The organism is Izhakiella australiensis (assembly GCF_002006995.1).
GTDB lineage: Bacteria > Pseudomonadota > Gammaproteobacteria > Enterobacterales > Enterobacteriaceae > Izhakiella > Izhakiella australiensis.
The window spans coordinates 1-25,205 of sequence record NZ_MRUL01000016.1 but is presented as its reverse complement, the minus strand read 5'-3'; the positions used below and the strand labels follow the sequence as shown (position 1 = coordinate 25,205).

The window sequence follows — 25,205 nt, the reverse complement described above, 5'->3', positions numbered from 1 at the left end:
AGAGCGACCATTGATGAGCGTACCCGCCCACTTCACCCCGCAACGGATACTGGTTATAAAACTGCGTCACCATGGTGATATGCTGCTGACCACGCCGGCAATCAATGCGCTGCATCAGCGCTATCCGCAGGCGAAAATCGACGTTCTTCTCTATAAAGAAACGCGCCCGATGCTGGAGGCGCACCCGGCAATCAATCGACTTTTCATTATCGACCGCCAGTGGAAGAAAGAGGGTGCGTGGCAGCACATCAGGCACGAGTGGCATTTGCTCAAACAAATCCGTCGTCAAAAATACGACCTGGTAATCAATCTTGCCGATCAGTGGCGTAGTGCTTTATTAACGCTATTTAGCGCTGCGAACGTGCGTATCGGCTTTGATTACGACAAGCGGCAAAGCTTTTTCTGGCGCATGGCGCATCCAACGCGAGTCGCCACCACCCATTTCGACAGGCTTCATACCGCCGAGCAAAATTTACTGGCGCTCTCCCCGCTGGGCATGGCGACCACTGGCGCTCAGGCTTCGATGCATTACCATGATGAAGACTGGCAGCATGTTCAAAGCGCGCTGCAATCAAAAGGCGTCAGTAAACCCTGGGTGGTGATTCAGCCGACTTCACGCTGGGTCTTTAAATGCTGGACAGATGAAAAATTCGCCGCGTTGCTGGAAGCGTTAGCTAGCCCAAATTATCAGCTGGTGCTAACCAGCGCGCCAGACAAATACGAGCTGCAGATGATAGCGAATATTATGGCGCTCAGTAAAAATAAGCAGGCCATTTCTCTCGCCGGAGAGCTTTCGCTTCCGCAGCTGGCGGCGCTCATCGATCATTCCCGCCTGTTTATCGGCGTTGACTCCGCGCCCATGCATATGGCTGCCGCGCTCGATACGCCATGCATTGCGCTGTTTGGCCCTACCAAGCTGACACAGTGGCGTCCATGGGGTAAAAATAACCGGGTGATCTGGGCCGGTGACTTTGGCGAGTTGCCGGACCCCGATAGCATTAATACCCATACTGAGACACGCTATCTTTCCTCGATTCCACTGGAAGAAGTCGCTAACGCTGCAAGGAGTTATCTGAATGACTAAAACCCGCCTGGCAATCGTTCGACAAAAATACCGCCCGGATGGCGGTGCGGAACGTTTTATTGCCCGCGCGCTGGAGGCATTAGATGACGATACGCTGGAATTAAATATTATTACCCGCAGCTGGCAAGGCGATCCAAACCCAGACTGGCATCTGCACATTTGCAACCCGCAAAAGTGGGGGCGGATCTCGCGCGAGCGTGGATTTGCCGAGGCGGCCCGCGCCTGCTGGCAACGAGAGAAGTTTGACATTGTTCAGAGCCATGAACGCATCGCCGGCTGCGATATCTTTCGCGCCGGCGACGGCGTCCACCGCGTATGGCTTGAGCAGCGAGCCAGAATCCTGTCGCCCTTACAGCGATTTCTTAGCGCTTTTAGCCGCTATCACCGCTATGTGATGCAGGCTGAAGAGACAATGTTTCGTTCCCCGGCGCTGAAAAAAATCATCTGTAATTCCAGCATGATAAAGCAGGACATCATGCGCTGCTTCCAGGTTCCGGAAGAGAAGTTCGCCATTATTTATAATGCTATCGATCATAATAAATTTATTCCGGCGACTTCACAGCAGCGCCAGGCTGCGCGTCATGCGCTGACGATTGCTGATGACGCCAAAGTTTTCATTTATGTTGGTTCCGGTTTTGAACGTAAAGGATTGCGCGCAGCAATCAGCGCCCTGGCCCAGAGTTCGGCGCATTTAATCGTTGTCGGCCAGGATAAGCAACAGCCACATTATCAGGCACTTGCCCGCCGGTTGGGCTGTAATGCACGCATACACTTCGTCGGCGTGCAGCAGCAAGTAATGCCGTTTTACTATGCTGCTGATGCGCTGGTGCTGCCGACGCTTTACGATCCCTTCCCGAATGTCATACTGGAAGCCATGGCCTGCGGCTTGCCGGTTATTACCAGTACCACCTGCGGCGGCGCTGAGTTTATCCAGCAGGGCGTTGAAGGCTACGTTACTGATGCACTGGATGTGACGGCGATTGCTCGCGCCATGGAAAATATCCCCTGCCTGAATGAAGACAGTGTCATGTCTGAGGCTGCGCGGCAGCGCATTCTGCCCTATACGCCGCAGGCGCTGGCCCGGCAATTGAACGAACTATATCGGCAGGTACTACAGCCGTCCTGATGAAGTAGTATGGGACTGGCGTATTAATCTGCTAACATACCGTATTATTTCGTTTTTCGGCACCCTTTGGCGCTTTGTAACGCGTACTCGTTTATATTGCATGAGAACATTTTATACTGTCCTGCTGTATCTGATTCAGCCCCTGATCTGGCTTCGTCTTTGGTTACGAGGCCGCAGAGCGCCTGCTTATCGTAAACGCTGGGCAGAACGCTATGGCTACTGCGCTGGAAAAGTGCTGCCTCATGGCATTGTGCTACATTCAGTTTCGGTCGGAGAAACGCTGGCTGCGATACCGCTGGTTCGCGCACTGCGCCACCGTTATCCAATGCTGCCGATTACCGTAACGACGATGACGCCAACCGGTTCAGAACGGGCGCAATCGGCATTTGGTAAAGACGTTCAGCACGTCTATTTACCTTACGATCTACCCGGCTCGATTAACCGTTTCCTTGATAATGCCCAGCCCAGGCTGATGATCATTATGGAAACGGAGCTGTGGCCAAACCTGATTACGTTGTTGCACCAGCGAAATATCCCACTGGTTATCGCTAACGCACGCTTGTCGGAGCGCTCTGCCCGCGGCTATCAGAAAATCGGGAAGTTCATGCGCCGGCTGCTGCCGCGTATTACCCTGATTGCCGCTCAGAATGAAGAGGACGGCAATCGCTTTATCGCCCTCGGCCTGAAACGCTCACAGCTGGCGGTGACCGGCAGTCTCAAGTTTGATATTTCCGTCACGCCTGAACTGGCGGCGCGAGCCGTTACGCTGCGACGCCAGTGGGCGCCGCGCCGCCAGGTATGGATTGCCACCAGCACCCACGAGGGCGAAGAGCGCATCGTTCTTGAAGCACATCGCAAGCTGCTCGAACGCTTCCCACAGCTGTTATTAATTCTGGTGCCGCGTCATCCGGAGCGTTTTTCAGATGCCAGTGAAATGGCGCTGAAAGGGGGCTTTAGCTATATCACTCGCAGCAGCGGCGAAATCCCTTCCGGCAGCACCCAGGTCGTTATCGGCGATACCATGGGCGAACTGATGCTATTGTACGGCATCGCCGATCTGGCTTTCGTCGGCGGAAGCCTGGTTGAACGAGGGGGCCACAATCCACTGGAGCCAGCCGCACACGCCATCCCGGTGCTGATGGGGCCTCATACCTTTAACTTTAAAGATATTTGCGCCCGCCTGCAGGCTGCTGACGGGCTGATAACCGTAACCGACGCCAATAGCCTGGCACACGAAATCGCTAATCTGCTCAACGATGAGGATTATCGTCTCTACTATGGCCGCCACGCCGTGGAAGTGCTGCATCAGAACCAGGGCGCACTGCAACGTCTGCTACAGTTACTGGAACCTAACCTGCCACAGCGGAACCATTAAATGACAGAGCCCCTGCGTCTTTCAGTGGTAATGATCGCGAAAGATGAAGCCGAATTATTGCCGGAATGCCTTGAGTCGGTCAGCTGGGCAGATGAAATAATCCTGTTGGATTCAGGCAGTCGGGATACCACAAAGGAAATTGCCACTCGTCACGGCGCGCTGGTGTTCAGCACCGATGGCTGGTCGGGCTACGGTAAACAACGCCAGCTGGCCCAGCAGCGCGCCTCCGGCGAAATGATTTTAATGATCGATGCCGATGAACGGGTTACTCCTGAGCTGCGCCTTGCCATTGAACAGGTGCTAAATGCGCCGCTGCAGCAAGATGTCGTCTGGAGCATTGCCCGCCGGAATCTGTTTCTCGGACGCTTTATGCGGCACAGCGGCTGGTATCCCGATCGCGTAACCCGCCTTTATCCTCAGCATTATCAGTACAATGACAGCCAGGTTCATGAATCACTGGAAAGCGGTAACGCCCGTATTCAGCCATTGCAGGGCGATTTGCTTCATCTGACCTGTCGCGATTTCGCCAGCTTTCAGTGGAAACAGTTTGCCTATGCGGAAGCCTGGGCAAAGCAGCGTTTTCATCAGGGCAAGCGCTGTGGTTTCTTCTCTATCTTCAGCCATACGCTCGGCGCTTTCGTTAAAACGCTGGTAATACGCGCCGGTTTTCTGGACGGCAAGCAGGGATGGTTGCTGGCGATGGTGAACGCACAATATACTTTCAATAAATACACCACGCTCTGGGCGCTAAATCACGCCGCCAAAAAAGGTCCTTTATGAGCACCAAAGCAATTTATCCCGGCACCTTTGATCCGCTGACTAACGGGCATCTGGATATCCTGACGCGCGCAGCGCGCATGTTTGATCGCATCGTCCTCGCTATTGCCGCCAGCCCCAGTAAGAAGCCGATGTTCAGCCTGGACGAGCGCGTCGATCTGGCACGTCAGGCCGTGCAGCACCTGCCGGGCGTTGAAGTGGTGGGTTTTAGCGATTTAATGGCTAACTTTGCGCAGCAGCAGCAGGCAAACGTATTGATTCGCGGCTTGCGTGCGGTATCAGACTTTGAGTATGAGCAACAATTAGCGCGGATGAACCATCATCTTCTGCCCGGCCTGGAGAGCATTTTCATGATGCCATCCGCAGAGTTTTCCTTTATTTCATCATCGCTGGTTAAAGAAGTGGCTCGCCACGGCGGCGATGTGCAAGCCTTCCTGCCGGATGTCATCTGGCAGGCGCTGATGGCTAAGCTGTAAGCTCACTTCTGGCAATGTGGGCACCAGTAAGTACTGCGCTGCCCGTGCTTACCGCTTAGCAACGGCGTAGCGCACACCCGACACGGCTCGCCTGCGCGACCATAAACCTGCAGTTCCTGGGCAAAATAACCCGGCTTGCCGTCACTTTGTAAAAAGTCACGCAGGGTAGTGCCGCCCTGTTCGATCGAGCGCAGCAATACCGCTTTAATCGAGCGTACCAGTATCCCGACCTCATCTGCCCTTAGCGACATGGCAGGACGATCGGGTAAAATACCGGCGGCGAAGAGTGATTCGCTGGCGTAGATATTCCCGACGCCAACCACCAGTTTATTATCCATCAGCCAGGGTTTTATCGCCGTGCGCTTCGCGCGTGATTTCATAAACAGGTATTCGTCATTGAACGCATCGCTGAGCGGCTCCGGTCCAAGATGCGCCAGCACGCTGCTGGCCTGCGGATCGATGCTCCACAGCCAGGCGCCAAAGCGGCGCGGGTCGGTATAGCGCAGCACCTTGCCATTACTCAGCACCAGGTCAACGTGGTCATGCTTTGCCGCCGGCTGTTCTTCCGGCAAGACCCGCAGGCTGCCGGACATGCCGAGATGAATGATAATCCAGCCCGTTGGTAGCTCAAGGAGCAAATATTTCGCCCGCCGCTGCAGGCTCAGCACCGGCTGGTCACTCAGCGCGTGAATTTCCTGCGCTACCGGCCAGCGCAACCGCGGATTGCGAACTATGGCATGCAATATCGTTGCACCAACCAGGTGAGGCTCAATTCCCCGACGACTGGTTTCAACCTCTGGTAATTCAGGCATCGCCCCTCTCCATTAAACGCTGACCGGCAGGCAAAACAAAAAACCCCGCCGGAGCGAGGTTTTTTATTCTACTTCATCACTAAATCAATTACTTGATTTTAGCTTCTTTGTAGATCACGTGCTGGCGCACAACCGGATCGAACTTTTTCAGCTCAAGTTTTTCCGGCTTAGTACGCTTGTTTTTCGTGGTGGTATAGAAGTGACCTGTACCAGCAGAGGAAACCAGCTTGATCTTCTCACGAATACCTTTAGCCATGATTTATTCCTTAGTACTTCTCACCACGGGCACGCAGTTCAGACAGAACGGTGTCGATGCCCTTTTTATCAATAACACGCATACCTTTAGCAGATACGCGCAGAGTAACAAAACGCTTCTCGCTTTCAACCCAGAAACGGTGTGAATGCAGGTTAGGCAGGAAACGGCGCTTCGTCGCGTTCATCGCGTGTGAACGGTTGTTACCGGTCACCGGACGCTTGCCAGTTACTTGGCAGACTCGTGACATGTCAATTCTCCAAAAATCAAATCAGCTCGAGCTTTAAAAATAGGGTTTCTGGCCGCCTCGTCAGGCTCTTAGCCTGTCCAGACTGGTTCAATGCGAACCCGCTGAGCAGGCCCAAACGCCAAACCCGAGATTCTCAAAGGTGGCGTAGTATACGCCCTGTCGCGCGGTCGCTCAAGTCCCGGATAAATAAAGATCCCGCCGGATCGCCTGAAAATCGCTTTTCAGCGGTTAAAAATAGCGCTATTCCCCCTGACGATCGGGGTTATAACCAACCTCTTTCAGCAAAAGAAACGCTGCAACCGTGCCCAATCACCAGATGGTCCAGCAGTTGGATCGAAAAAAAAGTGCAAGACTGTCTGAGCTGTTCGGTAAGCTGGCGGTCAGCACGGCTGGGCTCCGGTACACCGGAGGGATGGTTGTGGGCAACGATCAGCGCCGCCGCATTCAGCTTCAGAGCCCGGCGAATAATTTCCCGTGGATGAACCTCGACCGAATTGAACGTTCCGGCAAACATCTCCTCTGCGGTGAGAACCTGATGCTGATTATCCAGAAAGATGACCATAAATATTTCCCGCTGCTGGCGCATCAGGCGACGCTGTAAAAAACGCCGCGTTGAATGGGGGCTATTCAGGCTGCCATCACGCAGGCTCTGGCTGTCATAAAAGCGGTCCGCCAGCTCTGCAATGGCATGTAACTGGGTAAATTTAGCGACGCCAATCCCGCCAACCTGATTAAGCTCGCTGCTATCTGCCAGCAAAATGCGCCGCAGCGAACCAAAGGTCGACAGCAAACGCTCCGCGACCTCAATAACGTGCTGAGTCCGGGTGCCGGTTCGTAAAAATAGTGCCAGCAACTCGGCATCACTGAGCATTTCGGCGCCGTACTTGATCATTTTTTCCCGCGGGGGAAGAGTCATCCACGCTTTAGCCATCATCTTTTCCCGGAATATAATCTTAGCCTGATCATGCAACCAGTAGTCGCGCGCCACTACTCCCCTGACTCGATTTTTCGGCGATGCTCGCAAAATTAGCAAGGCGATCGGCAGTGCTAATCGCGGTTTATCTTAGTGTGATAAGATGAAGGGATAATGCGGCGCGCAGCGCCTGCTACCAGCTTCGGTGGGGCAAAACATCATGATGGAATTACACGGTAAAAAAATCGTGCTGGGCGTCAGTGGAGGCATTGCCGCCTATAAAGCACCTGAGCTGGTGCGCCGCCTGCGCGACAGGGGCGCTGAAGTCAGAGTCGCAATGACCGAGGCCGCTAAGGCCTTTATTACGCCGCTAAGCCTGCAGGCGGTTTCAGGTTTTCCCGTCTCTGACAGCCTGCTTGATCCCGCCGCTGAAGCGGCGATGGGCCACATTGAACTGGGTAAATGGGCCGATCTGGTCATCCTTGCCCCGGCGACCGCCGATCTCATCGCCCGCCTGGCCTGCGGTATGGCAAATGATTTAGTCACCACTATCTGCCTGGCGACTGCCGCGCCTGTCGCCGTTGCCCCGGCGATGAATCAGCAGATGTTCCGGGCGGCGGTAACGCAGGAGAACCTGGCGCGACTGGCAAACAGAGGAATGATGATTTGGGGACCGGACAGCGGCAGTCAGGCCTGCGGAGACGTTGGCCCAGGACGAATGATTGACCCATTAGCGCTTGTCGCCGAAGCCGCGGCATGGGCGGTTCCCGTCAACGATCTGCAACACCTGAACATTATGATAACCGCAGGCCCAACGCGTGAGGCGGTTGATCCGGTGAGATTCATTTCTAACCATAGCTCAGGAAAAATGGGCTTCGCCATTGCCGCAGCCGCCGCGCGTCGTGGCGCGCGGGTCACGCTGGTTGCCGGCCCGGTAGCCCTGCCGACCCCTGCCGGCGTTCAGCGTATCGACGTTATCAGCGCGCTGGAAATGCAGGACGCAGTAATGCGCCACGCCGAACGGCAGCAGATTTTTATCGGCTGTGCCGCAGTAGCGGATTACCGCGCCAGCGAAATCGCGGTGGAAAAAATTAAAAAGCAGGGCGACGAAATCACGCTGCGAATGGTAAAAAACCCTGATATCGTGGCAGGGGTCGCTGCAATGACCAGTGATCGCCCTTATGTTGTCGGATTTGCCGCAGAAACCCAGAATGTGGAAGAATACGCCCGGCAAAAGCGACTGCAGAAAAACCTCGATTTAATCTGCGCCAATGATGTGTCCCAGACGGGACAAGGCTTTAACAGCGATAATAATGCGCTGCATCTTTTTTGGCAGAAGGGAGAGAAAGTCCTGCCGCTCAGTGATAAAACTCTCCTTGGCCAACAATTATTAGACGAGATTATTCTTCGTTATGATGAAAAAAATAGATATTAAAATCCTCGATCCCCGCGTCGGAAGCGCCTTTCCCCTGCCGGCCTATGCAACTTCGGGTTCTGCCGGGCTCGATCTGCGCGCCTGTCTGGATACCCCGGTTGAACTGGCGCCCGGCCAGACAACCTTAGTCCCGACCGGCCTGGCGATACATATCGGCGATCCGCAGCTGGCGGCGGTGATTCTTCCCCGCTCAGGTCTGGGTCATAAACACGGTATCGTGCTGGGAAATTTGGTCGGCCTGATCGACTCCGATTATCAGGGCCAGCTGATGGTTTCCGTCTGGAATCGTGGCCAGGATACTTTTACCATTGAACCCGGCGAGCGTATCGCTCAGTTGGTGTTCGTACCGGTAGTGCAGGCAGAATTTAATATCGTTGAATCTTTCGACGCCAGTTTGCGCGGTGAAGGAGGATTCGGCCATTCAGGCCGACAATAACCGCCTCATCGTCAGTATCTCAGGCGCTCAGCGCCTGATAATACGTTTCACGTATCCTGTTTCCTGATGGGTAATTTGTCCGTCAGGGGAACGTGAGCTTATGTCCATTGAAGGTGTTTTTCAGGGGTCTTTGCAGAGATGGCAGAACAAAAGCGCGCCAAAAAAAACCGTCGCGATGAAATATTGCAGGCGTTGGCACAGATGCTGGAGTCCAGTGATGGAAGCCAGCGTATAACCACCGCCAAGCTGGCGGCAACCGTTGGGGTTTCAGAGGCGGCGCTCTACCGTCACTTCCCCAGCAAAACCAAAATGTTCGACAGCCTGATTGAGTTTATTGAAGACAGCCTGATTACGCGCATCAATCTGATTTTACAAGATGAAAAAGAGACGCTGCCCCGTTTGCGCCTGATTACGCAATTAATACTGGGCTTCGGCGAGCGTAATCCCGGCCTGACGCGCATTCTGACCGGCCATGCGCTGATGTTTGAGCAGGACCGTCTGCAAGGGCGAATTAACCAGCTGTTTGAGCGTATTGAAGTACAGCTGCGTCAGGTGCTGCGCGAGCGTAAATTACGCGAGGGTGAAGGTTTCAGTAGCGATGAAACGCTACTTGCCAGCCTGCTGCTGGCCAGCTGTGAAGGCCTGCTGTCACGCTATGTGCGCTCAGAGTTCCGCTATCGTCCCACTCAGGATTTTGATACGCGCTGGCCACTCATCGCCGCCCAGCTAGTGTAAACCACAGGGTAGCAAACTGGCTATCCACGGCCGGGGAGCGCAGAAAAAAGCGCCCCCTTGCTACGTCAACTGATGCTGAGCGGCGATAGCCCGTGATAACGCCGCGTCTCTTTACGCTGTTTCAGGGACTGCGCCAACCCGCTTTTACGCGGTGCGCTCCCGGTAATTATCAGAACTGATAGCGCACGCCCAAGGTCCCCTGAGTGTCACTGTAACCCTCGCCACCTATCTGATGCGCCAGGTCCAGCCACATGCTCAGACGACTGCTCAGCTTGCCCTCCACCCCGCCTTTCAGCTCGCCGATATTACGAGCCCCCTGCATATGATCTTTATCGCCATTCATACTGGCACCATACTGTTTACTGTTATAAATCCAGTTAGCCTCAACAAACGGCTGGAATTCACGCACGCTATTTTTGTCCAGCGCGCTCTTACCGTTAAGGAAGGCACGCATGCCCAGTCGGGTCTGAACGTTATTGTCACCCTCACTTTCAATCCGGGCGCCATTGCTTTCAGTGTAATCGTCCGCTTTCACACCCATCCAGATAACCTGGGCATGGGGTTGCAGCCAGATGCTATTTTCCATGCCCTTACTGCTCATCCAACTGCTGGCGCGGTAGTTATAGCCGCTTTCCAGAGACGCCGTTAAACCATGGCTTTTGTATGTCTCCGGCGCCAATCCCTGCCCTTTGACCTCATTATCAAACCAGCTGTAAAGCAGCCAGCTGTCGATATAAAGACCTGACTTATCATCAGCATTCTGCAACCAGGTACCGTACAGACCGGTACTATAGCCATCAACGGCGCCTCTGGAGTCATTGCCGCTCAGGTGGTTACGGGAGCGGCTTCTCTGATTAGCGTAGCCGCCCATAATACCGAGGCTGAACTTACCCGCCTTTGCATCTCGCCACTGGATGATATCGCCGCCGATCTGCAGCACGTAGCGGTTAGAGGTGGTTTTGTTCTGTCCGTCCGACATGGACGCCTGGTTATGACCACCGACGTTGCGCATCCACATTGAGGTGGTACGCATTGCACCGGTAAGCGGGTCAACATACTGCGTTTCACCGACGCGATCGTACAGGCTGGTGTTGAACAGAGTACTTGCCGCGCGCAGGTTATCGGCATAGCTGGCTGCTTCCGGACGAACTCTGCGCTGCGGGTTAACCTGCGCGCCGGGAAACGTTGATGAGCCAGGGGAGGTGGATTGCGTATAACTGCTCAGGTACCAACCGTTAGCCTCAGAGCCAGAAGCATCGCCTTTTTCCAGTGTGTAATCATAAGCCCCCGCCACCACGCGCCCGTCCAGAGTAAAATTAGCATCGGAGATACCGTTTACCTGTACCAGTTGTATACCTTCCAGCGTAGAGGAGCCAGATCCACCCTCATTAGCAACTGACAAGGCACTGCTGCCAGTGGTATTGCCATTTATGATCAGCTTATCTGTCAATGAGGCATCGCCACCCAGTACGCTGCCAAGCGAAATTTTACTGCCTGGCGCGCCGGTATAGTTGCCGTTAATTGTCAGCGTATTTCCGGCGCTTTGCGGCGTCGGATTGAGCACCAGGCTGCCGCTGTTATTCACGTCGCCCGCAATGCTGGCATTTACGTTCTGCGCATCACTGAGCGTGAGAGTGCCAGCGTTGCTAGTGGACCCCGTCAGAGTGCTGCCGCTTCCCAGTACAATTGTTCCGTTATTGGAGATCGCGTCTGCCTGCCAGTTCAGGTTCTCAGCCAGCAGTAACCGACTATCATTTAGTACACTGATTGAACCAACGTCGACAGCATTTATCGCCCGGAAGCTCGCCGCTTCATCGCTGCGCCCTATCGTCACAGCAGAGTTATTACTGCCGCTGACAGCGCCGACAGAAGCATTGTTACCGGCCAGAATGAGCGTGGCATTACCCAGCGTAACGCCGCCATCAATGGCGCCATAGTTGAGGATACCGCCATTGATTACCCCGGTATTAATTATGTCGCCGGTAATATGACCTGCATTCATTATTCCGGCGTTACCGGTAAGATCACCATTATTAGTGACTGAGCCAATAGTTGCACCGGGCGTTATTTCAATAGCGTAATCAGAGGCCCGTATCTCACCATTATTGGTTACGCTTGTCACATCGCCACCCAATGTCAGAGCAGATGCATTATCAGAGATAATCAAACTATTGTTATCGTTTACTACCGCACCCATATTACTACCCAAGCCAGTCCATAGCGCTCTTCCCTGCCCGTGTAATGCACGCACAGTGTTTATCCAGCCATCACCGGAGCTACCCGCGGCGTAGTAATAAAGGTATTCACCATAATTCTCAACTACGCTAACTGGATCTGATATGCTATTAATAGCGGTAGCATTTGTCTGCGTTTTTCCCTGGATGTAAAAAAGGTTTCTCCCACCCAGATTAATCGTATCAGTGCCAATTGCCGCTGAATTACGTACAAAGCCAGGTACGCCATCAGTTATCACGGCGCCCGGACCTAACCAGACGAACGTATCAAGTATTTCAGCACCGGGGGATGATAGTGTTTCCTCGACGCCCTGTTGATCTACTGCATAGAGGCTTTTACTGAACGTCCCATTTATCGCACCGCCTGAATATGGATGAAGCGGAGGTTCAGGTTCGGCATAAGCCGTTGATATACCAGCAGCTAAAAGAGTTGCAGTGACTAATTTCCCCATGATCTTTCCTCTGATATTTTATAGCGCCGGACAAACCAGATTAAAGCTATTTAGCAATAAAATTGTTTGATAAAGACGGGGTCCTGACGCTTTATGTCCTTAAAATTTTTTTCTTTGCAACTTAAATATCATTTCAGCCAAAAGCACAGCCGCATAACAAGGTCAGCAGTCGGTATGAATATAGATAAGATTGGAGGACACCGCTCGTATGGCATTTTTATTATTCGGTCTGCTTCACATTTTTACCTTTTACGCCAAAAACGACCGCTAAGATGATGCCTATCCATGAGCAAGAGGGAATATAGCCCGGAGAAATAACCACAGCCAGATTGATACTATTAACAACTTAACATTATAAAAATCACAGGAGCATCACACATATGCTCCTTATTTATTTAGCGGTTTCTTAAATACCGTAGGCTTTCTGATAAGCCCTGACTTTCGCCAGGTGATCGGCCAGTTCGGCTTTCTCTTCCAGGTAATTGATCAGATCATTTAGCGTGATGATAGCAATCACTTTGCATTTATAATCACGTTCAACTTCCTGAATCGCGGATATATCCGCCCGTCCACGTTCCTGGCGATCCAAAGAAATCAGCACGCCTGACAAATGCGCCTTGTTTTCCTGAATAATCGCCATTGACTCCCTGATCGCGGTTCCGGCGGTAATCACATCGTCCACCAGCATCACTTTCCCCTGCAGTGGACTGCCGACCAGCAGGCCACCTTCGCCGTGATCTTTTGCCTCCTTGCGGTTAAAACACCAGGGGACATCACGGTCATGATGATCGGCTAACGCCACGGCAGTGGTGGTTGCAATCGGAATGCCTTTGTATGCCGGGCCAAACAGCAAATCGAAATCGATACCCGAATCAATCAATGCCTGGGCATAAAAACGGCCCAATAGCGCGATGTCACGGCCGGTATTGAAAAGACCCGCATTAAAAAAATAGGGGCTGATGCGCCCGGATTTTAGCGTGAACTCACCAAACTTCAGCACCTGTTTGTTCAGGGCAAACTCAATAAACTGTCGCTGCCAGGCCTTCATATTCACTTCCTCATCGCATAAAAAAGGCGACTCTGCGGTCGCCTGTGTTATCAGTCGGTCAGTGCAGCCTTCTGCGCTGCTACCAGGGTCGTTATACCGCCGCGCGCCAGATCGAGCAGGGTCAACAGTTCCTCATGGCTGAAAGGCTCGCCCTCTGCCGTTCCCTGCACTTCTATCATCCGGCCGTCTTCCATCATTACCACGTTCATGTCGGTTTCGGCTGCCGAGTCCTCGACGTACTCAAGATCGCACACCGCGCTGCCGTTAACGATGCCAACCGAAATCGCCGCGACCATGCCTTTCATGGGATTTTCCGCCAGCTGCTTTTTAGCTACCATCGCGTTCAAAGCATCGGCCAGCGCAACGCAAGCGCCGGTAATAGACGCCGTGCGCGTGCCGCCATCCGCCTGAATAACGTCGCAGTCAAGGGTAATGGTGTATTCACCCAGCTTGTGCAAATCCACCGCCGCGCGCAGTGAACGGGCGATAAGACGTTGAATTTCTAACGTACGGCCTCCCTGCTTTCCTTTTGCCGCTTCACGTGCGTTTCGGCTGTGGGTCGCCCGCGGCAACATGCCGTACTCTGCTGTGATCCAGCCCTGCCCCTGACCTTTAAGAAAGCGCGGCACGCCTTCTTCAACGGTGGCATTACAGAGCACTTTCGTTTCACCGAACTCGACCAGTACGGAGCCTTCTGCGTGTTTAGTGTAATGACGGGTAAGGGTAACGGGACGCACCTGCTGTGCATTACGGCCTGCTGGACGCATAAATTCTCTCCGGCGGTATTGGGATTTGGCTGCGCATTATACGGAATTCACCGCCGGATGCCTATCCCGCTAAAGCCGGCTTAACGTCAATTGTGGCAAGGGATTTGCCAGTTATTGCGCCTGCGCCTGTTAACCCCAGCCGCACGTCGCTATAATCAGCGAACATTCATTATTTACGGGTAAGCCACATGATTCGCAGCATGACCGCCTACGCCCGGCGTGAAATTAAAGGCGACTGGGGCAGCGCCGCCTGGGAACTACGTTCAGTTAACCAACGTTATCTGGAAACCTACATCCGTCTTCCCGAGCAGTTCCGCAGTCTTGAACCGGTGATTCGCGAAAGGCTCCGCAGTCGGCTAACGCGCGGCAAGGTCGAATGCGGGCTGCGTTTCGATGCCAATTTGCAGTCTCAGGGGGATCTGATTCTCAATGAGCCACTGGCGATCCAGCTGGTAAAAGCGGCCAACTGGGTAAAAATGCAAAGCGATGAAGGTGAAATCAATCCGCTGGATATATTGCGCTGGCCGGGCGTCATGTCTGCGGGCGAGCAGGATCTGGATGCTATCGCAGCAGCGCTGCTGGGGGCGCTCGACGGCGCGATTGATGATTTCATTACCGCCCGCGAAAGCGAAGGCGCCGCGCTTAAAAGTCTGATTGAGCAGCGGCTGGCCGGCGTCAGCGCTGAAGTCAGCAAAGTGCGGTCGCACATGCCGGACGTATTAAAGTGGCAGCGCGAAAGGCTGGTAAGCAAGCTGGAGGATGCCGAAGTGCAGACTGACAGCAACCGTCTTGAGCAAGAGCTGGTGATGATGGCGCAGCGCATAGACGTTGCCGAAGAGCTGGACCGCCTTGATGCTCACGTTAAAGAAACCTATAACATCCTGAAGAAAAAAGAGGCCGTTGGACGCCGCCTTGATTTTATGATGCAGGAATTTAACCGCGAGTCTAATACCCTGGCATCGAAATCGATTAACGCCGAGATCACCACCTCCGCCATCGAGCTTAAAGTACTGATTGAGCAGATGCGCGAGCAGATCCAGAATATCGAATAATTTCCACTCCCATCCATGAATATCCGTAAGCCCATGTTAAATGGGCTTTTTTATTGCCGTTAAATTCCACCAATAAACATACATCTCCATCAATATCCACCATTTATCGGGGGGTAGAGTGGGGAGTGTTTTTGCTTTACTAGCCAAAAATAACAGTTTATAACCAAATACCCCCCACTTAGGATTAGCAGGTCAGGTATATGGGTTCACTAACAGCAAAAGCCGTTCAATCTCTGATAAAAGCAGGCGGAGTTGGTAAGTTTGGAGATGAGCGAGGCTTATACCTGAAGATCCCATCCAAAGGTGAACCTTACTGGATGCTGAGATACACAGCACACACAAAGAGACGAGAAATCACTTTAGGCAAAGTTTCTATAGTGTCACTCGCAGAAGCCCGTAGCCTTGCAGAAGATGTTCGCAAAAAGGTTCTGGCTGGAGATGATCCTATCGCAGAAAGGAAGCTAAACAGACCTGTAGAACTGACTACAGTGAATGAGCTGTTTGAAGACTGGCATAAAGATCTTGTTAAAAGATTAAAATATCCGGGCATACCTGAAAGGGTTTACCGTAAAGACATTGCTCCTTCAATTGGTAGCCTTGCCTTAAGCAAAGTCACACCCTTAGATGTTCGTTCCATCATTCAAAAAATCACCGCCAATGACAGACCTACTATCGCAAATGATGCCCTTCTCTACATGAAACAGCTCTTCAATCATGGTATCAAACTTGGTCTTGTTCAGAGCAACCCAGCTACTGCTTTCAAAGTGAATGATGCTGGAGGAGTTGAAAAGAGCAGAGAAAGAGCATTGAGCTTAGAAGAGATTGCTCATGTTTTTAAAGTGTTCAGAGAACACTCTGACAGCTTCTCTCGTGATAATTATCTGGCATGTGCCCTACTATTGCTTCTTGCTGTTCGAAAGAGTGAGCTGACAGAAGCTCCGTGGTCGGAATTCAATTTAGAAGATAAAAAATGGTTTTTACCCAAGGAAAGGAGCAAGTCTGGTGTTGCAATCGTCATTCCGCTTCCCCAGCTCGCTATTGAGATTTTAGAAGAGTTAAGGGTAAGAGCATGGGATTCGCTTTATGTCTTCCCTAATCGCCGGACAAGTAAAAATCAGCATATGGGAAAAGACACTCTCAACAGGGCCATAGCGAAGCTTTTCGGTATCGAGCCAGGCAAGAAGAAGCAACCGCCAAACGTTATGGGTGATATGGAATATTTTACCGTTCATGATCTGAGAAGAACGAGCCGGAGCTTACTCGCTTCTCTGTCCGTTCCTCCTCATGTAGCAGAGAGATGCTTGAACCATAAACTCAAAGGTGTTGAGGGGATTTATGACAGGTATGATTATTTTGAAGAAAGAAGCCATGCATTAGAAGGCTTATCAATAGTTCTATCAGCCATACTTAAATAAAAGACCTTAAAATACATAAACTTAAATTAAAACAACCCATGTAATTGGTAAAATTTTCTTTACTAAATTGAAAATATTTATAAAATTAACAAGACATTTATCGCCTGACCAATTCACAAATAATAGTTAATAATCTATAAATTACTAACTTAGTTGTTTAACAAACTTGAAAGGAAAAATAATGGCGACTGACTTAAGATTTACTGTCATTAAAGTTAATCAATATCAAAGTGAGAGCGATGCAAATATTCTATATTTGGTTATCGACACTATCTCTGGTTCTGTGCGCTCCTATTTTGCCGAACAAAACCTTGCCTACGAAAATTGCTATGAATTAAACTTCCCTCAAATTATTGAATATAATGCATCGCCAAAAGAAAATGATGATGGTGCATACTTTGAATTAGAAGAAGTCACACAAGAAAAAAATGATTTAGATGAAAATATTGACCTACCCGCTCAAGCTAATAAAGAAAAAATTTGTGAATCTATATCTGATTTTCTCAAAAACTATAGACCCGGTAGAAAACTCAGTATGTGAATAAAAGCACTCTTATTTAACGATAGGAGTGCTAAAAACTTTGATTGTAAAATTAATTATTTAACATGCCTGATAAAAATTTTCGATTTGAAGTTCTGGTCTTTCCCCATCGAACATAGGCTTCTTCCTGTATTGAGAATCTATATTTGTTGAACCTATACAATTAAGCTCTCCATTGTTGCCTATATAACCAAAACTCACTGGAATATTTTTAGAGGTTGAAGAAATAAATCTGTATAATGCTCTGCAATTCTCTTCAGGAAGTTCTATATAAATAGCTTTTCTATTTTTTGTATCTGAAATCTCTATCCACCACATATTAACCCCTCACAATTTTAAATAATAAAATAGAGGGAACCAATGCTTATGGAAGTAAAAAAACACTTATCCAATAATATTAAGAAGCCCCTCTAAATATTCCAACCAAATATTAGCTGTTAATAAAATCTAAAAGATTGATAGAATAAGTCAAGCATAATGAGAATAAAAAAATTAAAAGCGCTTCAAATAGATTTATTATATATAAGATCAATTACTATTAATTAGAAAATCTTTTCTTTGATATGCTGAAAATAAGACCTTGATTAATTCCGACATGATATTTATTGAGCAATCATAGTAAGCTTTGTATTCTTCATATTCTACTTTTGCTTTATCAACACCGTGTGAAATATCATTTCTTTTATTCTTTAATCTTGTTAAAGGTCCAATTACTTGATCTAAAGAAGTGTGAGATAATCCAACTTGATACAATAACTTCTGAAGTATTTCTTTACCAACATTGCTTTCAGTATTTACGTATCCATCCGCGATGAAAATCTTACCATCCATAACACCAGACAATCGCTCAAAAAATTCTTCATAACGGAAAATACGGTGTAAGTGTGAGTCATCAGGTAATGTCTTCTTGAATAATCTATTCTTAATATCAGGATTATTCATTTTTAAAAAATCCTTATAATAGACAGCCGCTGCTAAAACAGGTTTTACCTCATTACACTTAAGCTCCATCTTGTTAATTCCATCAATATAAAGATTGAAAGAAAATTTAACAAACCCTTCGATATGAGCATAAAGCAAACAAATAACTGCCCTTCGCATCATATAAATACTGACATCATCTGACTTCTCGATGATATTGTTTAGCGATCTTATTTCCTCTTCTCTCCAAGTTCGCTCCAACTCAACTTGAGTTAAAAATTCTTCTGGGGTCATTTGAGAGCGCCCTCAAGATATTTAATGGCAATTTCGATTCTACTTTTCAACGGACCAGGAGAGTTTTTTCCACCGCCCGTTGTTTGGGTCTTGAATGTGCCATCCTTTTTTAACTGAATAATTCCACTTCTGATTTTATCGATAATTGCATCATCATTTTCATCAATTTGGTTGATAACAGATTGAATACCAATAGTTATCGATTCAAAATGATAAATATTGAAGTTTGACTGTAATCCATCATCTGAATTAATTCGACCAAACACTTTTTCGCCATGTGCTTTAGAAAGAACTTCAAATACTTTTTTAAAATTACTCTCATTATCTGCATAATCAAAATCAGTGGTTCCAGATGAAACACCCTCCATATATTCAGTTAGAAAATCCGCTATGTCATGTTTGAAAGCTGCTCTATTATTTTTGAAAGTGAAATATCGCAATACTAATTCTTGATCAAATGCACCAAACTTTTGGGATTCAGACAAAAGGGAAGTGCATATTTTATAATGATGATCTTGTGATAACCGTATAATAAAATCATTAAATTTCGGGTCCAACATTCTAATGGTGCAATTTCTTACTTGTTGTTGAGTTAATGCTTCACCGCCAGTGTTTAGCCGTTTAAACATATGATATTTAAACTTATTATCACTTCCCTTTCTAACAACTTCAACTCGAACAAAAGATCTCTTTAATTTAATTTTCAAAGATAAAGGTAATTCATCGTATGTTAAATCATTAAGGCTTTTTACTATATCGCAATCAGAGAGAACGAGTTTATTACCTTCCGCTATTTCCATATGCTCAGCCGTAAGTTTTCCCCTTAAATGCAAATAAGAGGAAAATCGCTGAAGTCCATCTATTAGTTGATAAACACCATTTTCAGTTTCAACTACATATATAGGCGGAACTGGCATTTCGAGTAATAAGGATTCTATGAATCTTGATCTTGCTCCTTCAGTCCATCTGAAAAGCCTTTGATAATCTGGGCTTATATCAAGTTCTTTGTTTTCATACATATCCATTAATTCATTGAAAGATAAATCAAGGCTTTGTGTATGGACTTTAGCCATCTCGGATTCAATTTCGGAAAGAATATCTTCAGTGCTCATTCAATGCTCCTAATTTGCTTGAAAAATCAGAACTGTTTCATTAGCAGTAATTTTATCTCGGTATTTTTTTACTTTACTGTTTATGTTAGCCATTACGAATTTAGACATAAAATCTTGGCGGTGAATGAGGCTCAAACCGTTTTCTTCAGCCATTTCTGTAAAGATCAAGGCAAGATCGCAATAAATTTCTTTGTAATGAGAATCCTGCACAACACAAGCAAAATACCCATTTCTTTTAAGAACTTTTTTTATTTGCTTAAGAGACTCATTTATGTCTATAAAATACTGAGCGAAATTCTTATAATAATAAGAAACCGAAGCATGGGATTGATGGTTAAAAATTTCAAGTAGCATTTTTTTTGCAGTCAAGCCTAATGATTCTATTTCAAGAAAGCTTTTATCGATTGTGGTTCTACCGGTCAGAGTTCGTCTAATATTATCAATTTCTGCTGGATGATTACCAAGCAAAACAGCTAACTCTGGTGATGTAGCAATACCATAATCAATACGGGTGCAATACGGCGGTGAAGTAATAACAGCATCAACACTATGCTCTTTCAACGGCAACTTAGTTGAAGATGCACAATAAAATCTTTCCTTACCAATACTACTTACATTGTCAACAAATGTTGCACTCAGTTTTTCACGGAGAATATTTTTTAAATCTATTTTAATTTTTGTGGATTCAATGGATATCTTATCATTACTATTCTTAGCTTTTTTAACCCATGTTGGGTTTGAAGGGATAAACTTTCCAATATACTTCCTAACCAATTTAAACAGAGCTAAGAATATTAAAGAAAAAACTTTTGAATTTAAAATAGTATTGCATTTATTTTGTAGGGAAAAAGAAATATAACGAATGTATGATGCAGTGTTATAATCGAACCAATTTAAAAGGAAATCAGACTCATCATTAAGCTTGTTAGGGTAGTTATTTACTCTTAAATATTTGACTATATCTAAAGCCATGAGGACATCATCGGTATTACAAAATTTCGATTTTGCGACTATGTTCATAACTGGATTTAAATCTATGCCTATAACATTATATCCAGCGAGCGCACAATTTAAAGTAGTCGTTCCTCCACCGTTCCAAGGGTCAAGAATGACGGAATCTTTTGGCAGTTCGAAAGAATTTAAAATTTCAGAAACAAAATCATCAGAAAAACCTGCATAATAGTTATACCATTCTTCACCTGTAGTTTTTTTAAAAACCCGCTTAGGGTTAATTATTGTTGGTGTGATTGATATACTTTCCATACCATACCTAAACAAGTATTATTTTTGATTATTTTAGCATAGCTACAATAAAATATCATCTGTATTCAATTAGATAAGAAGCAAGGGCTAACTCAGCGAAGCTGAGTTCCCCTTGTTTTTCTTCCTTGTAGTCAGAAAAAGAAAAACGAAAATCTAAATCAACACCTAAGGCATTGACACAATTGCTTATTATGATATTCGTTTATACATAGCATACGGACTTGCTATAAACCACATGATCAAAAGGAGTTGATATGGAAAAATTTAATAATATATTTGATGACGAGTTTCCTTCGTCGTTCAGTGATGATCCGAAAGCAAAGAAACTACCACCTAACCGCATCCGCAAGCACACAGTAACGGTTCGTCTTAACGATTTTGAACTCAAGCAAGTGAATGACTCTCGGAACCAGCTCAGCAAAAGCTGTTGGCTGAGATCTTCAGCTCTTCAGCAACTCCCCCCAACAGTTCCAGAACCCAACAAAGTAGCCTGGCAGGAGCTTACTGCTTCCCTACAGAAGCTGAATGATCTTACTTCGTTCCTGCTTCGCAGAGGTGAAGATGCTCAGCCTCTCTCACAAGAGTTAACTGCTTTGAAAGTGAAGCTGTCGCATGTAAGAGATGCTCTGCTGAAATTAAATGAGTAAACATCCTGTATGAAGGGAATGAACAGGATTCGCCGGGGTAAGAACTTTCGTGGTGTCGTCTCATATGCTCTTGCCCCTGCTCCTCATCACTCAACCGCTCCCCTTGTGATAGGAGGAAACCTGGTAGGCTTTTCAGTGGAGGAGTTGACAGCAGAGTTCACCAGAACTCATCAACTGAGAGAAGATGTTAAGAAACCTGTATGGCATAACTCACTACGATTACCAAAGGGCGATTCATTAACCAATGAGCACTGGAGGCTCTTAGCCGACGATTACATGAAGCGAATGGGTTTCTCAGACACTCATCTTCGTTGTTATGTCCTACATGACGACGAAGAAGGTCAACACATACATATCATTGCTTCCCGTATAAACATTTTAAACGGCCAGCTTTACTTGGGCAGGAACGAGAACTTTAAGAGCACTCGTATCATCCAGGAGCTTGAAAAAGATCATCAGCTCACTCGAACCAAAGGCCCTTCTCCTTCTAAACCGTCCCAGAAGCATAAGAAGCTCACTCGTAACGAAGAAATGATGGAAGTAAGGACCGGAGAGAAAGCTTCTAAGAGAGTGATTCAGGAAGCTATAGATGCGATTTTGGTCTTCTTTAACGAAATCAATATGGAAGACTTCACCGATGAACTGCAAAAGCAAAATATAACTGCGATAGCCAATGTTGCTTCGACTGGCAAGATGAACGGTTTCTCATATGAATACGGAGGGATAGCTTTTAAAGGCTCTCAGATCGGCAAAGCTTATGCATGGTCAAATCTGAGTAAGCGGATCATCGTGACTCAACCAATAGATACTAATGCTCCTGTATCGATTGCCATCACTGAAAATTTTTCGACTCCCATTGAAGTTTATCCCACAGCTACACCTTGCCCAGCAAATTTCAGTGAATATATCCGGTCTCGCTGGTTGCAGTGGATACCTTACCTCAGCGAGTTCTTTTGCAGTATGAAAGCTATAGGTTCAACCATTCTCAAGCCAGTTAATAAAACAGCCCTCATCAGGAAAATCGTGGATGACAATCCAAAACCTCTAAAAATTACAGAAGCCAATTCTCAAGATTCGGTTAAAAAAAAGCACTTCAAGCCTGTCTAATGGACCAGTTTTCAGTGAGTTAAAACCACTCACTAAATCAAGTTACATGAATATTTTCATTCCCTTTCAAATCGATAGACAAAATCGATCGATCGTTATCACTGATCAATTTCAAATTAGTGATAGTTAATGACTATCAAAATAAAGTGATCGATCGGTATAAATGATTTGCTAGTAACTAATTCTGAGTCGTAAAGTGACTTCAAACCAAGCGATGTAGCTTACTGAATTATCAGCGAAAAAGCTGAAGAATAAGTGCGCCTCTAATCCAGCAAACCTCATGAAGGACATTTGAATGACAGCAATGACTGAAGTAAAACAACCGAACTTTCTTCTAATGAAAAGGGTATGGATTGCTATTGCCTTACCTATTGTCATCTTCTACTTCTTAGGTATGAAAGGATTAGTGCAACTTGCTCTAATTTGGATTTTCGTAAGCATCATGCTTTTGATGTTTGCCTATAAAAAGTTTCGAATTAAGAAATGGAATGCGAGCACGAAAGATCATTTCGGCGAAACAGATGGTATCTGGAGTCACGAGTTCGGTCCTACTGCTATGAAGCTCGATGAAAAACGAGGACTAATTCATCTCAAGGAAGAGAATAAACAGAAAACATACCCCTTCTCAGCTATCAAAGAATGGCGATACAACTTGTCTACTACCAGGGAACGAGCTGGTATCGATAAAGAACTGGACCGCACACATGATTTCCGGGAGTCAGGATTCTATATCGCAGTAGATGATATCCAGTATCCTGAATGGAGAGTGATGTTTTTTCCAAAACAAGGTGACTTTAACTCTCAAGAAGGCATCAGGGACACAGAACTACAGTTAAAACGGTGGATGCATATTTTCGAGAAGGTAATTAATAAAGGTTAATTTTTAGGGAAAAAATCTCATTGATGAATTACTACAGCCTTTATTGACATTAAATAATTTACGCATTATAAAAAACAGTAAGGGTAAAACATCTACTCTTACTGTATGACAAATATTACTCAATTACATTGCTGATGGGGAAATTAGCATGAGAGTAATAAAAATTAGAACCAAAACAATAATCTTCATAGAGACCACCTTGTCTTTTTTATAATTATTTTGAGCCTAAGCTCAGGCATCCGCCCGGGTGGAATTATAAAGCAGCCTTAACAATAAAGCACCTGTCAGGTGCTTTTTATACATTGTATTGTTCAAATTTTCTTTTTTATCAATTGGTTGTATTTAGATGACATCGCCGTCCTTTCATAATTTAGCTTATGTTCCCTAAAGCTTTTCTCTACTTCATACTCATTCCATACCACATACTCCACAATGAATTTATAGAAATATAGAATCCTTTCAAGGCTTATAGTGCTGGGTATGGTATGAAAGTTAGGGCTGAGTAAGGCAGAGGTGAGAACGGCGATAATGTTTGATGAACCCTTAAGACCTGGGTTTTCATAATCCTGTTGATACTTGAGAAAATAACCTATGCAAAAAAGATATGCATCTTTTATGATTTTCTCTTTACTACACTCAGATTCATCGTATTTTAAAATAAAGCGATTAAGAAGTATTAAGAACCGCTGGTCTGGTAAAAATCGTTGTAATTTATTCATAATAAGCATCCTTGCTATTTGTAAATGTCATCCTGACTCTAAAAGAAATATCATAAAATTTAATCATGTCAATAGTTAAAACCTATCAAATTTATCATCGTATTTTTTAGGTAATGGACTGTTCAAATCTTCAAGAGTTATTTGCCGTATGTGAGCATTATACTGCCACCTATGAAACTGCTCATGATATCGGGTATTTTCCTTTAATAATGCTTTATTTTCAGCTTCAAGCCTTTTTATCCTTTTAATAGCGGCATTTATGTTTGCAGGTCTGATAGTCTTATCTTCACCATGTTTTAGCTGTTCTTTCTTTAGCTTAAATGATTCTTCTATAAATTTATGACTACATAAAGACTGACGAGATGGTCTTTTACCAATATCTGATGAAACCTTGTCACACAAAGCATCCCAAGTCAGCTTTTCATTCTGAGACCATCTATTTATTACTTCTACAATATATCTAATTTGAATAATACTAATATGTTTTGCCATTTATAACTCCTTAATTTTTATTCTTTCATGGAATTCACACCACTTACGAGCACTTTCATGCCCTTCCTCTCTATCAGAAATTGCTTTTTCTCGTATTCTTAGATGTATGCTTGAAAATCTTTCCCCATTAATCCCTGACTCGTTTTCAGGGTAAAATGCACATGGTTCTGAAGCATAGGCATGTCTGCAATATCCGTGCTTACTGACCATCACGGCACCATTTTTCAGGATATTCAAATCATCAATTCGAGCTTCAGGAAGCTTTTCATTTTCAACTTTAATCTCTCTGCCCCTCATTAAACTAAGCATATGAGCATGGTTACGGTGATCATAATATCTGTTCTGAGCAATACATTGTCGTCCTGACCAGCGAGCAAGATCGAAACCATCCATGCCTGAAATAAGAGCTAATGTATTAAGAAGATGTCTTGGCTGATGCGAATTAATTTTATAGCCCTTAACTGATCCTACCCACGTAATGTGGACACGCCCTAAGCGAGGATTTGGTTTTCGAACTGTTCCGGGCTGATACCACCGCAGGCACTGTGGCGACGCCAGCGATTGTAATCACACTCGATATAATTGAACA

At 46.7% G+C, this 25,205-nt stretch carries 29 protein-coding genes; 14 read left to right on the top strand and 15 right to left on the bottom strand.

From position 1 onward, the window contains the following. Window positions 1-13: 13 nt before the first annotated feature. The 5 genes from rfaQ (at window position 14) to coaD (ending at window position 4,838) form a co-directional block, all read left to right on the top strand. Window positions 14-1,084, top strand: coding sequence for a putative lipopolysaccharide heptosyltransferase III (gene rfaQ / locus BTJ39_RS18410; RefSeq protein ID WP_078004150.1), 1,071 nt, complete (start codon window positions 14-16; stop codon window positions 1,082-1,084). Beyond that, window positions 1,077-2,210 (top strand): glycosyltransferase family 4 protein, encoded by a 1,134-nt coding sequence (locus tag BTJ39_RS18405; protein WP_078004149.1) that lies wholly within the window; start codon window positions 1,077-1,079, stop codon window positions 2,208-2,210. Before rfaQ ends, BTJ39_RS18405 begins: the two co-directional genes overlap by 8 nt. Before the next feature lie 100 nt (window positions 2,211-2,310). Beyond that, window positions 2,311-3,585 carry a lipid IV(A) 3-deoxy-D-manno-octulosonic acid transferase gene (waaA, locus tag BTJ39_RS18400; protein WP_078004148.1) on the top strand — a complete coding sequence of 425 codons (1,275 nt, stop codon included), beginning with the start codon at window positions 2,311-2,313 and terminating at the stop codon, window positions 3,583-3,585. Continuing rightward, complete coding sequence (locus BTJ39_RS18395; protein ID WP_078004147.1) at window positions 3,586-4,365, top strand: glycosyltransferase family 2 protein; 780 nt, start codon at window positions 3,586-3,588, stop codon at window positions 4,363-4,365. It abuts the gene before it with no gap. Next, complete coding sequence (gene coaD, locus BTJ39_RS18390; protein ID WP_078004146.1) at window positions 4,362-4,838, top strand: pantetheine-phosphate adenylyltransferase; 477 nt, start codon at window positions 4,362-4,364, stop codon at window positions 4,836-4,838. The genes BTJ39_RS18395 and coaD overlap by 4 nt, the downstream gene beginning before the upstream one ends. Before the next feature lie 2 nt (window positions 4,839-4,840). Here the strand turns inward: coaD and mutM are convergent, their stop codons facing one another. The 4 genes from mutM to radC form a co-directional block, all read right to left on the bottom strand. Beyond that, window positions 4,841-5,650: a bifunctional DNA-formamidopyrimidine glycosylase/DNA-(apurinic or apyrimidinic site) lyase gene (gene mutM, locus BTJ39_RS18385; protein ID WP_078004145.1), complete on the bottom strand. Its 810-nt coding sequence runs from the start codon at window positions 5,648-5,650 to the stop codon at window positions 4,841-4,843. Window positions 5,651-5,738: 88 nt separating this feature from the next. Beyond that, a complete protein-coding gene (gene rpmG / locus BTJ39_RS18380; protein ID WP_001051798.1) occupies window positions 5,739-5,906 on the bottom strand; it encodes a 50S ribosomal protein L33 in 168 nt (55 codons plus the stop codon). A 10-nt stretch (window positions 5,907-5,916) separates the two neighbouring features. Continuing rightward, entirely contained in the window at window positions 5,917-6,153 is a 237-nt protein-coding gene (gene rpmB, locus BTJ39_RS18375; RefSeq protein WP_078004144.1) for a 50S ribosomal protein L28, read from the bottom strand. 262 nt (window positions 6,154-6,415) lie between these two features. After that, the gene (gene radC / locus BTJ39_RS18370) at window positions 6,416-7,084 is read right to left on the bottom strand and encodes a RadC family protein (protein WP_241825942.1); all 669 of its coding nucleotides are present in this window, start codon (window positions 7,082-7,084) and stop codon (window positions 6,416-6,418) included. A gap of 202 nt (window positions 7,085-7,286) precedes the next feature. Between radC and coaBC the strand changes: the two genes are divergently transcribed. The 3 genes from coaBC (at window position 7,287) to slmA (ending at window position 9,672) form a co-directional block, all read left to right on the top strand. Continuing rightward, window positions 7,287-8,501 (top strand): bifunctional phosphopantothenoylcysteine decarboxylase/phosphopantothenate--cysteine ligase CoaBC, encoded by a 1,215-nt coding sequence (coaBC, locus tag BTJ39_RS18365; protein WP_078004143.1) that lies wholly within the window; start codon window positions 7,287-7,289, stop codon window positions 8,499-8,501. Next, on the top strand, window positions 8,479-8,937 hold the full coding sequence (dut, locus tag BTJ39_RS18360) for a dUTP diphosphatase (RefSeq protein WP_078004142.1): 459 nt from the start codon (window positions 8,479-8,481) through the stop codon (window positions 8,935-8,937). The genes coaBC and dut overlap by 23 nt, the downstream gene beginning before the upstream one ends. Before the next feature lie 138 nt (window positions 8,938-9,075). Continuing rightward, window positions 9,076-9,672 (top strand): nucleoid occlusion factor SlmA, encoded by a 597-nt coding sequence (gene slmA, locus BTJ39_RS18355; RefSeq protein ID WP_078004141.1) that lies wholly within the window; start codon window positions 9,076-9,078, stop codon window positions 9,670-9,672. A gap of 169 nt (window positions 9,673-9,841) precedes the next feature. On the opposite strand, the gene BTJ39_RS18350 is transcribed toward slmA, so the two are convergent. The 3 genes from BTJ39_RS18350 to rph form a co-directional block, all read right to left on the bottom strand. After that, window positions 9,842-11,923 carry an autotransporter outer membrane beta-barrel domain-containing protein gene (locus tag BTJ39_RS18350; RefSeq protein ID WP_176110373.1) on the bottom strand — a complete coding sequence of 694 codons (2,082 nt, stop codon included), beginning with the start codon at window positions 11,921-11,923 and terminating at the stop codon, window positions 9,842-9,844. A gap of 841 nt (window positions 11,924-12,764) precedes the next feature. Beyond that, window positions 12,765-13,406: an orotate phosphoribosyltransferase gene (gene pyrE, locus BTJ39_RS18345; RefSeq protein ID WP_078004139.1), complete on the bottom strand. Its 642-nt coding sequence runs from the start codon at window positions 13,404-13,406 to the stop codon at window positions 12,765-12,767. 50 nt (window positions 13,407-13,456) lie between these two features. Then, window positions 13,457-14,173: a ribonuclease PH gene (gene rph, locus BTJ39_RS18340; protein ID WP_078004138.1), complete on the bottom strand. Its 717-nt coding sequence runs from the start codon at window positions 14,171-14,173 to the stop codon at window positions 13,457-13,459. 188 nt (window positions 14,174-14,361) lie between these two features. Here rph and BTJ39_RS18335 point away from each other — a divergent pair, with 188 nt between their 5' ends. The 3 genes from BTJ39_RS18335 (at window position 14,362) to BTJ39_RS18325 (ending at window position 17,181) form a co-directional block, all read left to right on the top strand. Continuing rightward, entirely contained in the window at window positions 14,362-15,225 is an 864-nt protein-coding gene (locus BTJ39_RS18335) for a YicC/YloC family endoribonuclease (RefSeq protein WP_078004137.1), read from the top strand. Between the two features lie 200 nt (window positions 15,226-15,425). Further along, on the top strand, window positions 15,426-16,640 hold the full coding sequence (locus BTJ39_RS18330; protein ID WP_078004136.1) for a tyrosine-type recombinase/integrase: 1,215 nt from the start codon (window positions 15,426-15,428) through the stop codon (window positions 16,638-16,640). A gap of 181 nt (window positions 16,641-16,821) precedes the next feature. Next, window positions 16,822-17,181: a hypothetical protein gene (locus tag BTJ39_RS18325; protein ID WP_078004135.1), complete on the top strand. Its 360-nt coding sequence runs from the start codon at window positions 16,822-16,824 to the stop codon at window positions 17,179-17,181. Window positions 17,182-17,241: 60 nt separating this feature from the next. On the opposite strand, the gene BTJ39_RS24645 is transcribed toward BTJ39_RS18325, so the two are convergent. From BTJ39_RS24645 to BTJ39_RS18310, 4 genes are all read right to left on the bottom strand, one after another. Beyond that, window positions 17,242-17,499: a hypothetical protein gene (locus tag BTJ39_RS24645; protein ID WP_139356379.1), complete on the bottom strand. Its 258-nt coding sequence runs from the start codon at window positions 17,497-17,499 to the stop codon at window positions 17,242-17,244. A gap of 210 nt (window positions 17,500-17,709) precedes the next feature. Beyond that, window positions 17,710-18,396: an MAE_28990/MAE_18760 family HEPN-like nuclease gene (locus tag BTJ39_RS18320; protein ID WP_176110371.1), complete on the bottom strand. Its 687-nt coding sequence runs from the start codon at window positions 18,394-18,396 to the stop codon at window positions 17,710-17,712. Then, on the bottom strand, window positions 18,393-19,508 hold the full coding sequence (locus BTJ39_RS18315; RefSeq protein ID WP_078004134.1) for a DUF262 domain-containing protein: 1,116 nt from the start codon (window positions 19,506-19,508) through the stop codon (window positions 18,393-18,395). The genes BTJ39_RS18320 and BTJ39_RS18315 overlap by 4 nt, the downstream gene beginning before the upstream one ends. Before the next feature lie 9 nt (window positions 19,509-19,517). After that, the gene (locus BTJ39_RS18310; RefSeq protein WP_078004133.1) at window positions 19,518-20,771 is read right to left on the bottom strand and encodes a hypothetical protein; all 1,254 of its coding nucleotides are present in this window, start codon (window positions 20,769-20,771) and stop codon (window positions 19,518-19,520) included. A 254-nt stretch (window positions 20,772-21,025) separates the two neighbouring features. On the opposite strand from BTJ39_RS18310, the gene BTJ39_RS18305 reads away from it, so the two are divergent. The 3 genes from BTJ39_RS18305 (at window position 21,026) to BTJ39_RS18295 (ending at window position 23,405) form a co-directional block, all read left to right on the top strand. Continuing rightward, a complete protein-coding gene (locus BTJ39_RS18305; protein ID WP_078004132.1) occupies window positions 21,026-21,418 on the top strand; it encodes a hypothetical protein in 393 nt (130 codons plus the stop codon). Window positions 21,419-21,427: 9 nt separating this feature from the next. Continuing rightward, window positions 21,428-22,525, top strand: a complete 1,098-nt coding sequence (locus tag BTJ39_RS18300; protein ID WP_078004131.1) for a relaxase/mobilization nuclease domain-containing protein — start codon at window positions 21,428-21,430, stop codon at window positions 22,523-22,525. A gap of 295 nt (window positions 22,526-22,820) precedes the next feature. After that, on the top strand, window positions 22,821-23,405 hold the full coding sequence (locus BTJ39_RS18295) for a DUF4755 domain-containing protein (protein ID WP_078004130.1): 585 nt from the start codon (window positions 22,821-22,823) through the stop codon (window positions 23,403-23,405). Window positions 23,406-23,716: 311 nt separating this feature from the next. Here the strand turns inward: BTJ39_RS18295 and BTJ39_RS18290 are convergent, their stop codons facing one another. The 4 genes from BTJ39_RS18290 to BTJ39_RS18280 form a co-directional block, all read right to left on the bottom strand. Then, a complete protein-coding gene (locus tag BTJ39_RS18290; RefSeq protein ID WP_078004129.1) occupies window positions 23,717-24,124 on the bottom strand; it encodes a hypothetical protein in 408 nt (135 codons plus the stop codon). Between the two features lie 75 nt (window positions 24,125-24,199). Next, a complete protein-coding gene (locus tag BTJ39_RS18285) occupies window positions 24,200-24,616 on the bottom strand; it encodes a hypothetical protein (protein ID WP_078004128.1) in 417 nt (138 codons plus the stop codon). After that, window positions 24,617-25,009, bottom strand: coding sequence for a hypothetical protein (locus BTJ39_RS24640; protein ID WP_139356378.1), 393 nt, complete (start codon window positions 25,007-25,009; stop codon window positions 24,617-24,619). A 98-nt stretch (window positions 25,010-25,107) separates the two neighbouring features. Beyond that, window positions 25,108-25,205, bottom strand: a 98-nt coding sequence (locus BTJ39_RS18280) for an IS3 family transposase (protein ID WP_139356339.1), incomplete at its 5' end; no start/stop codon positions are given.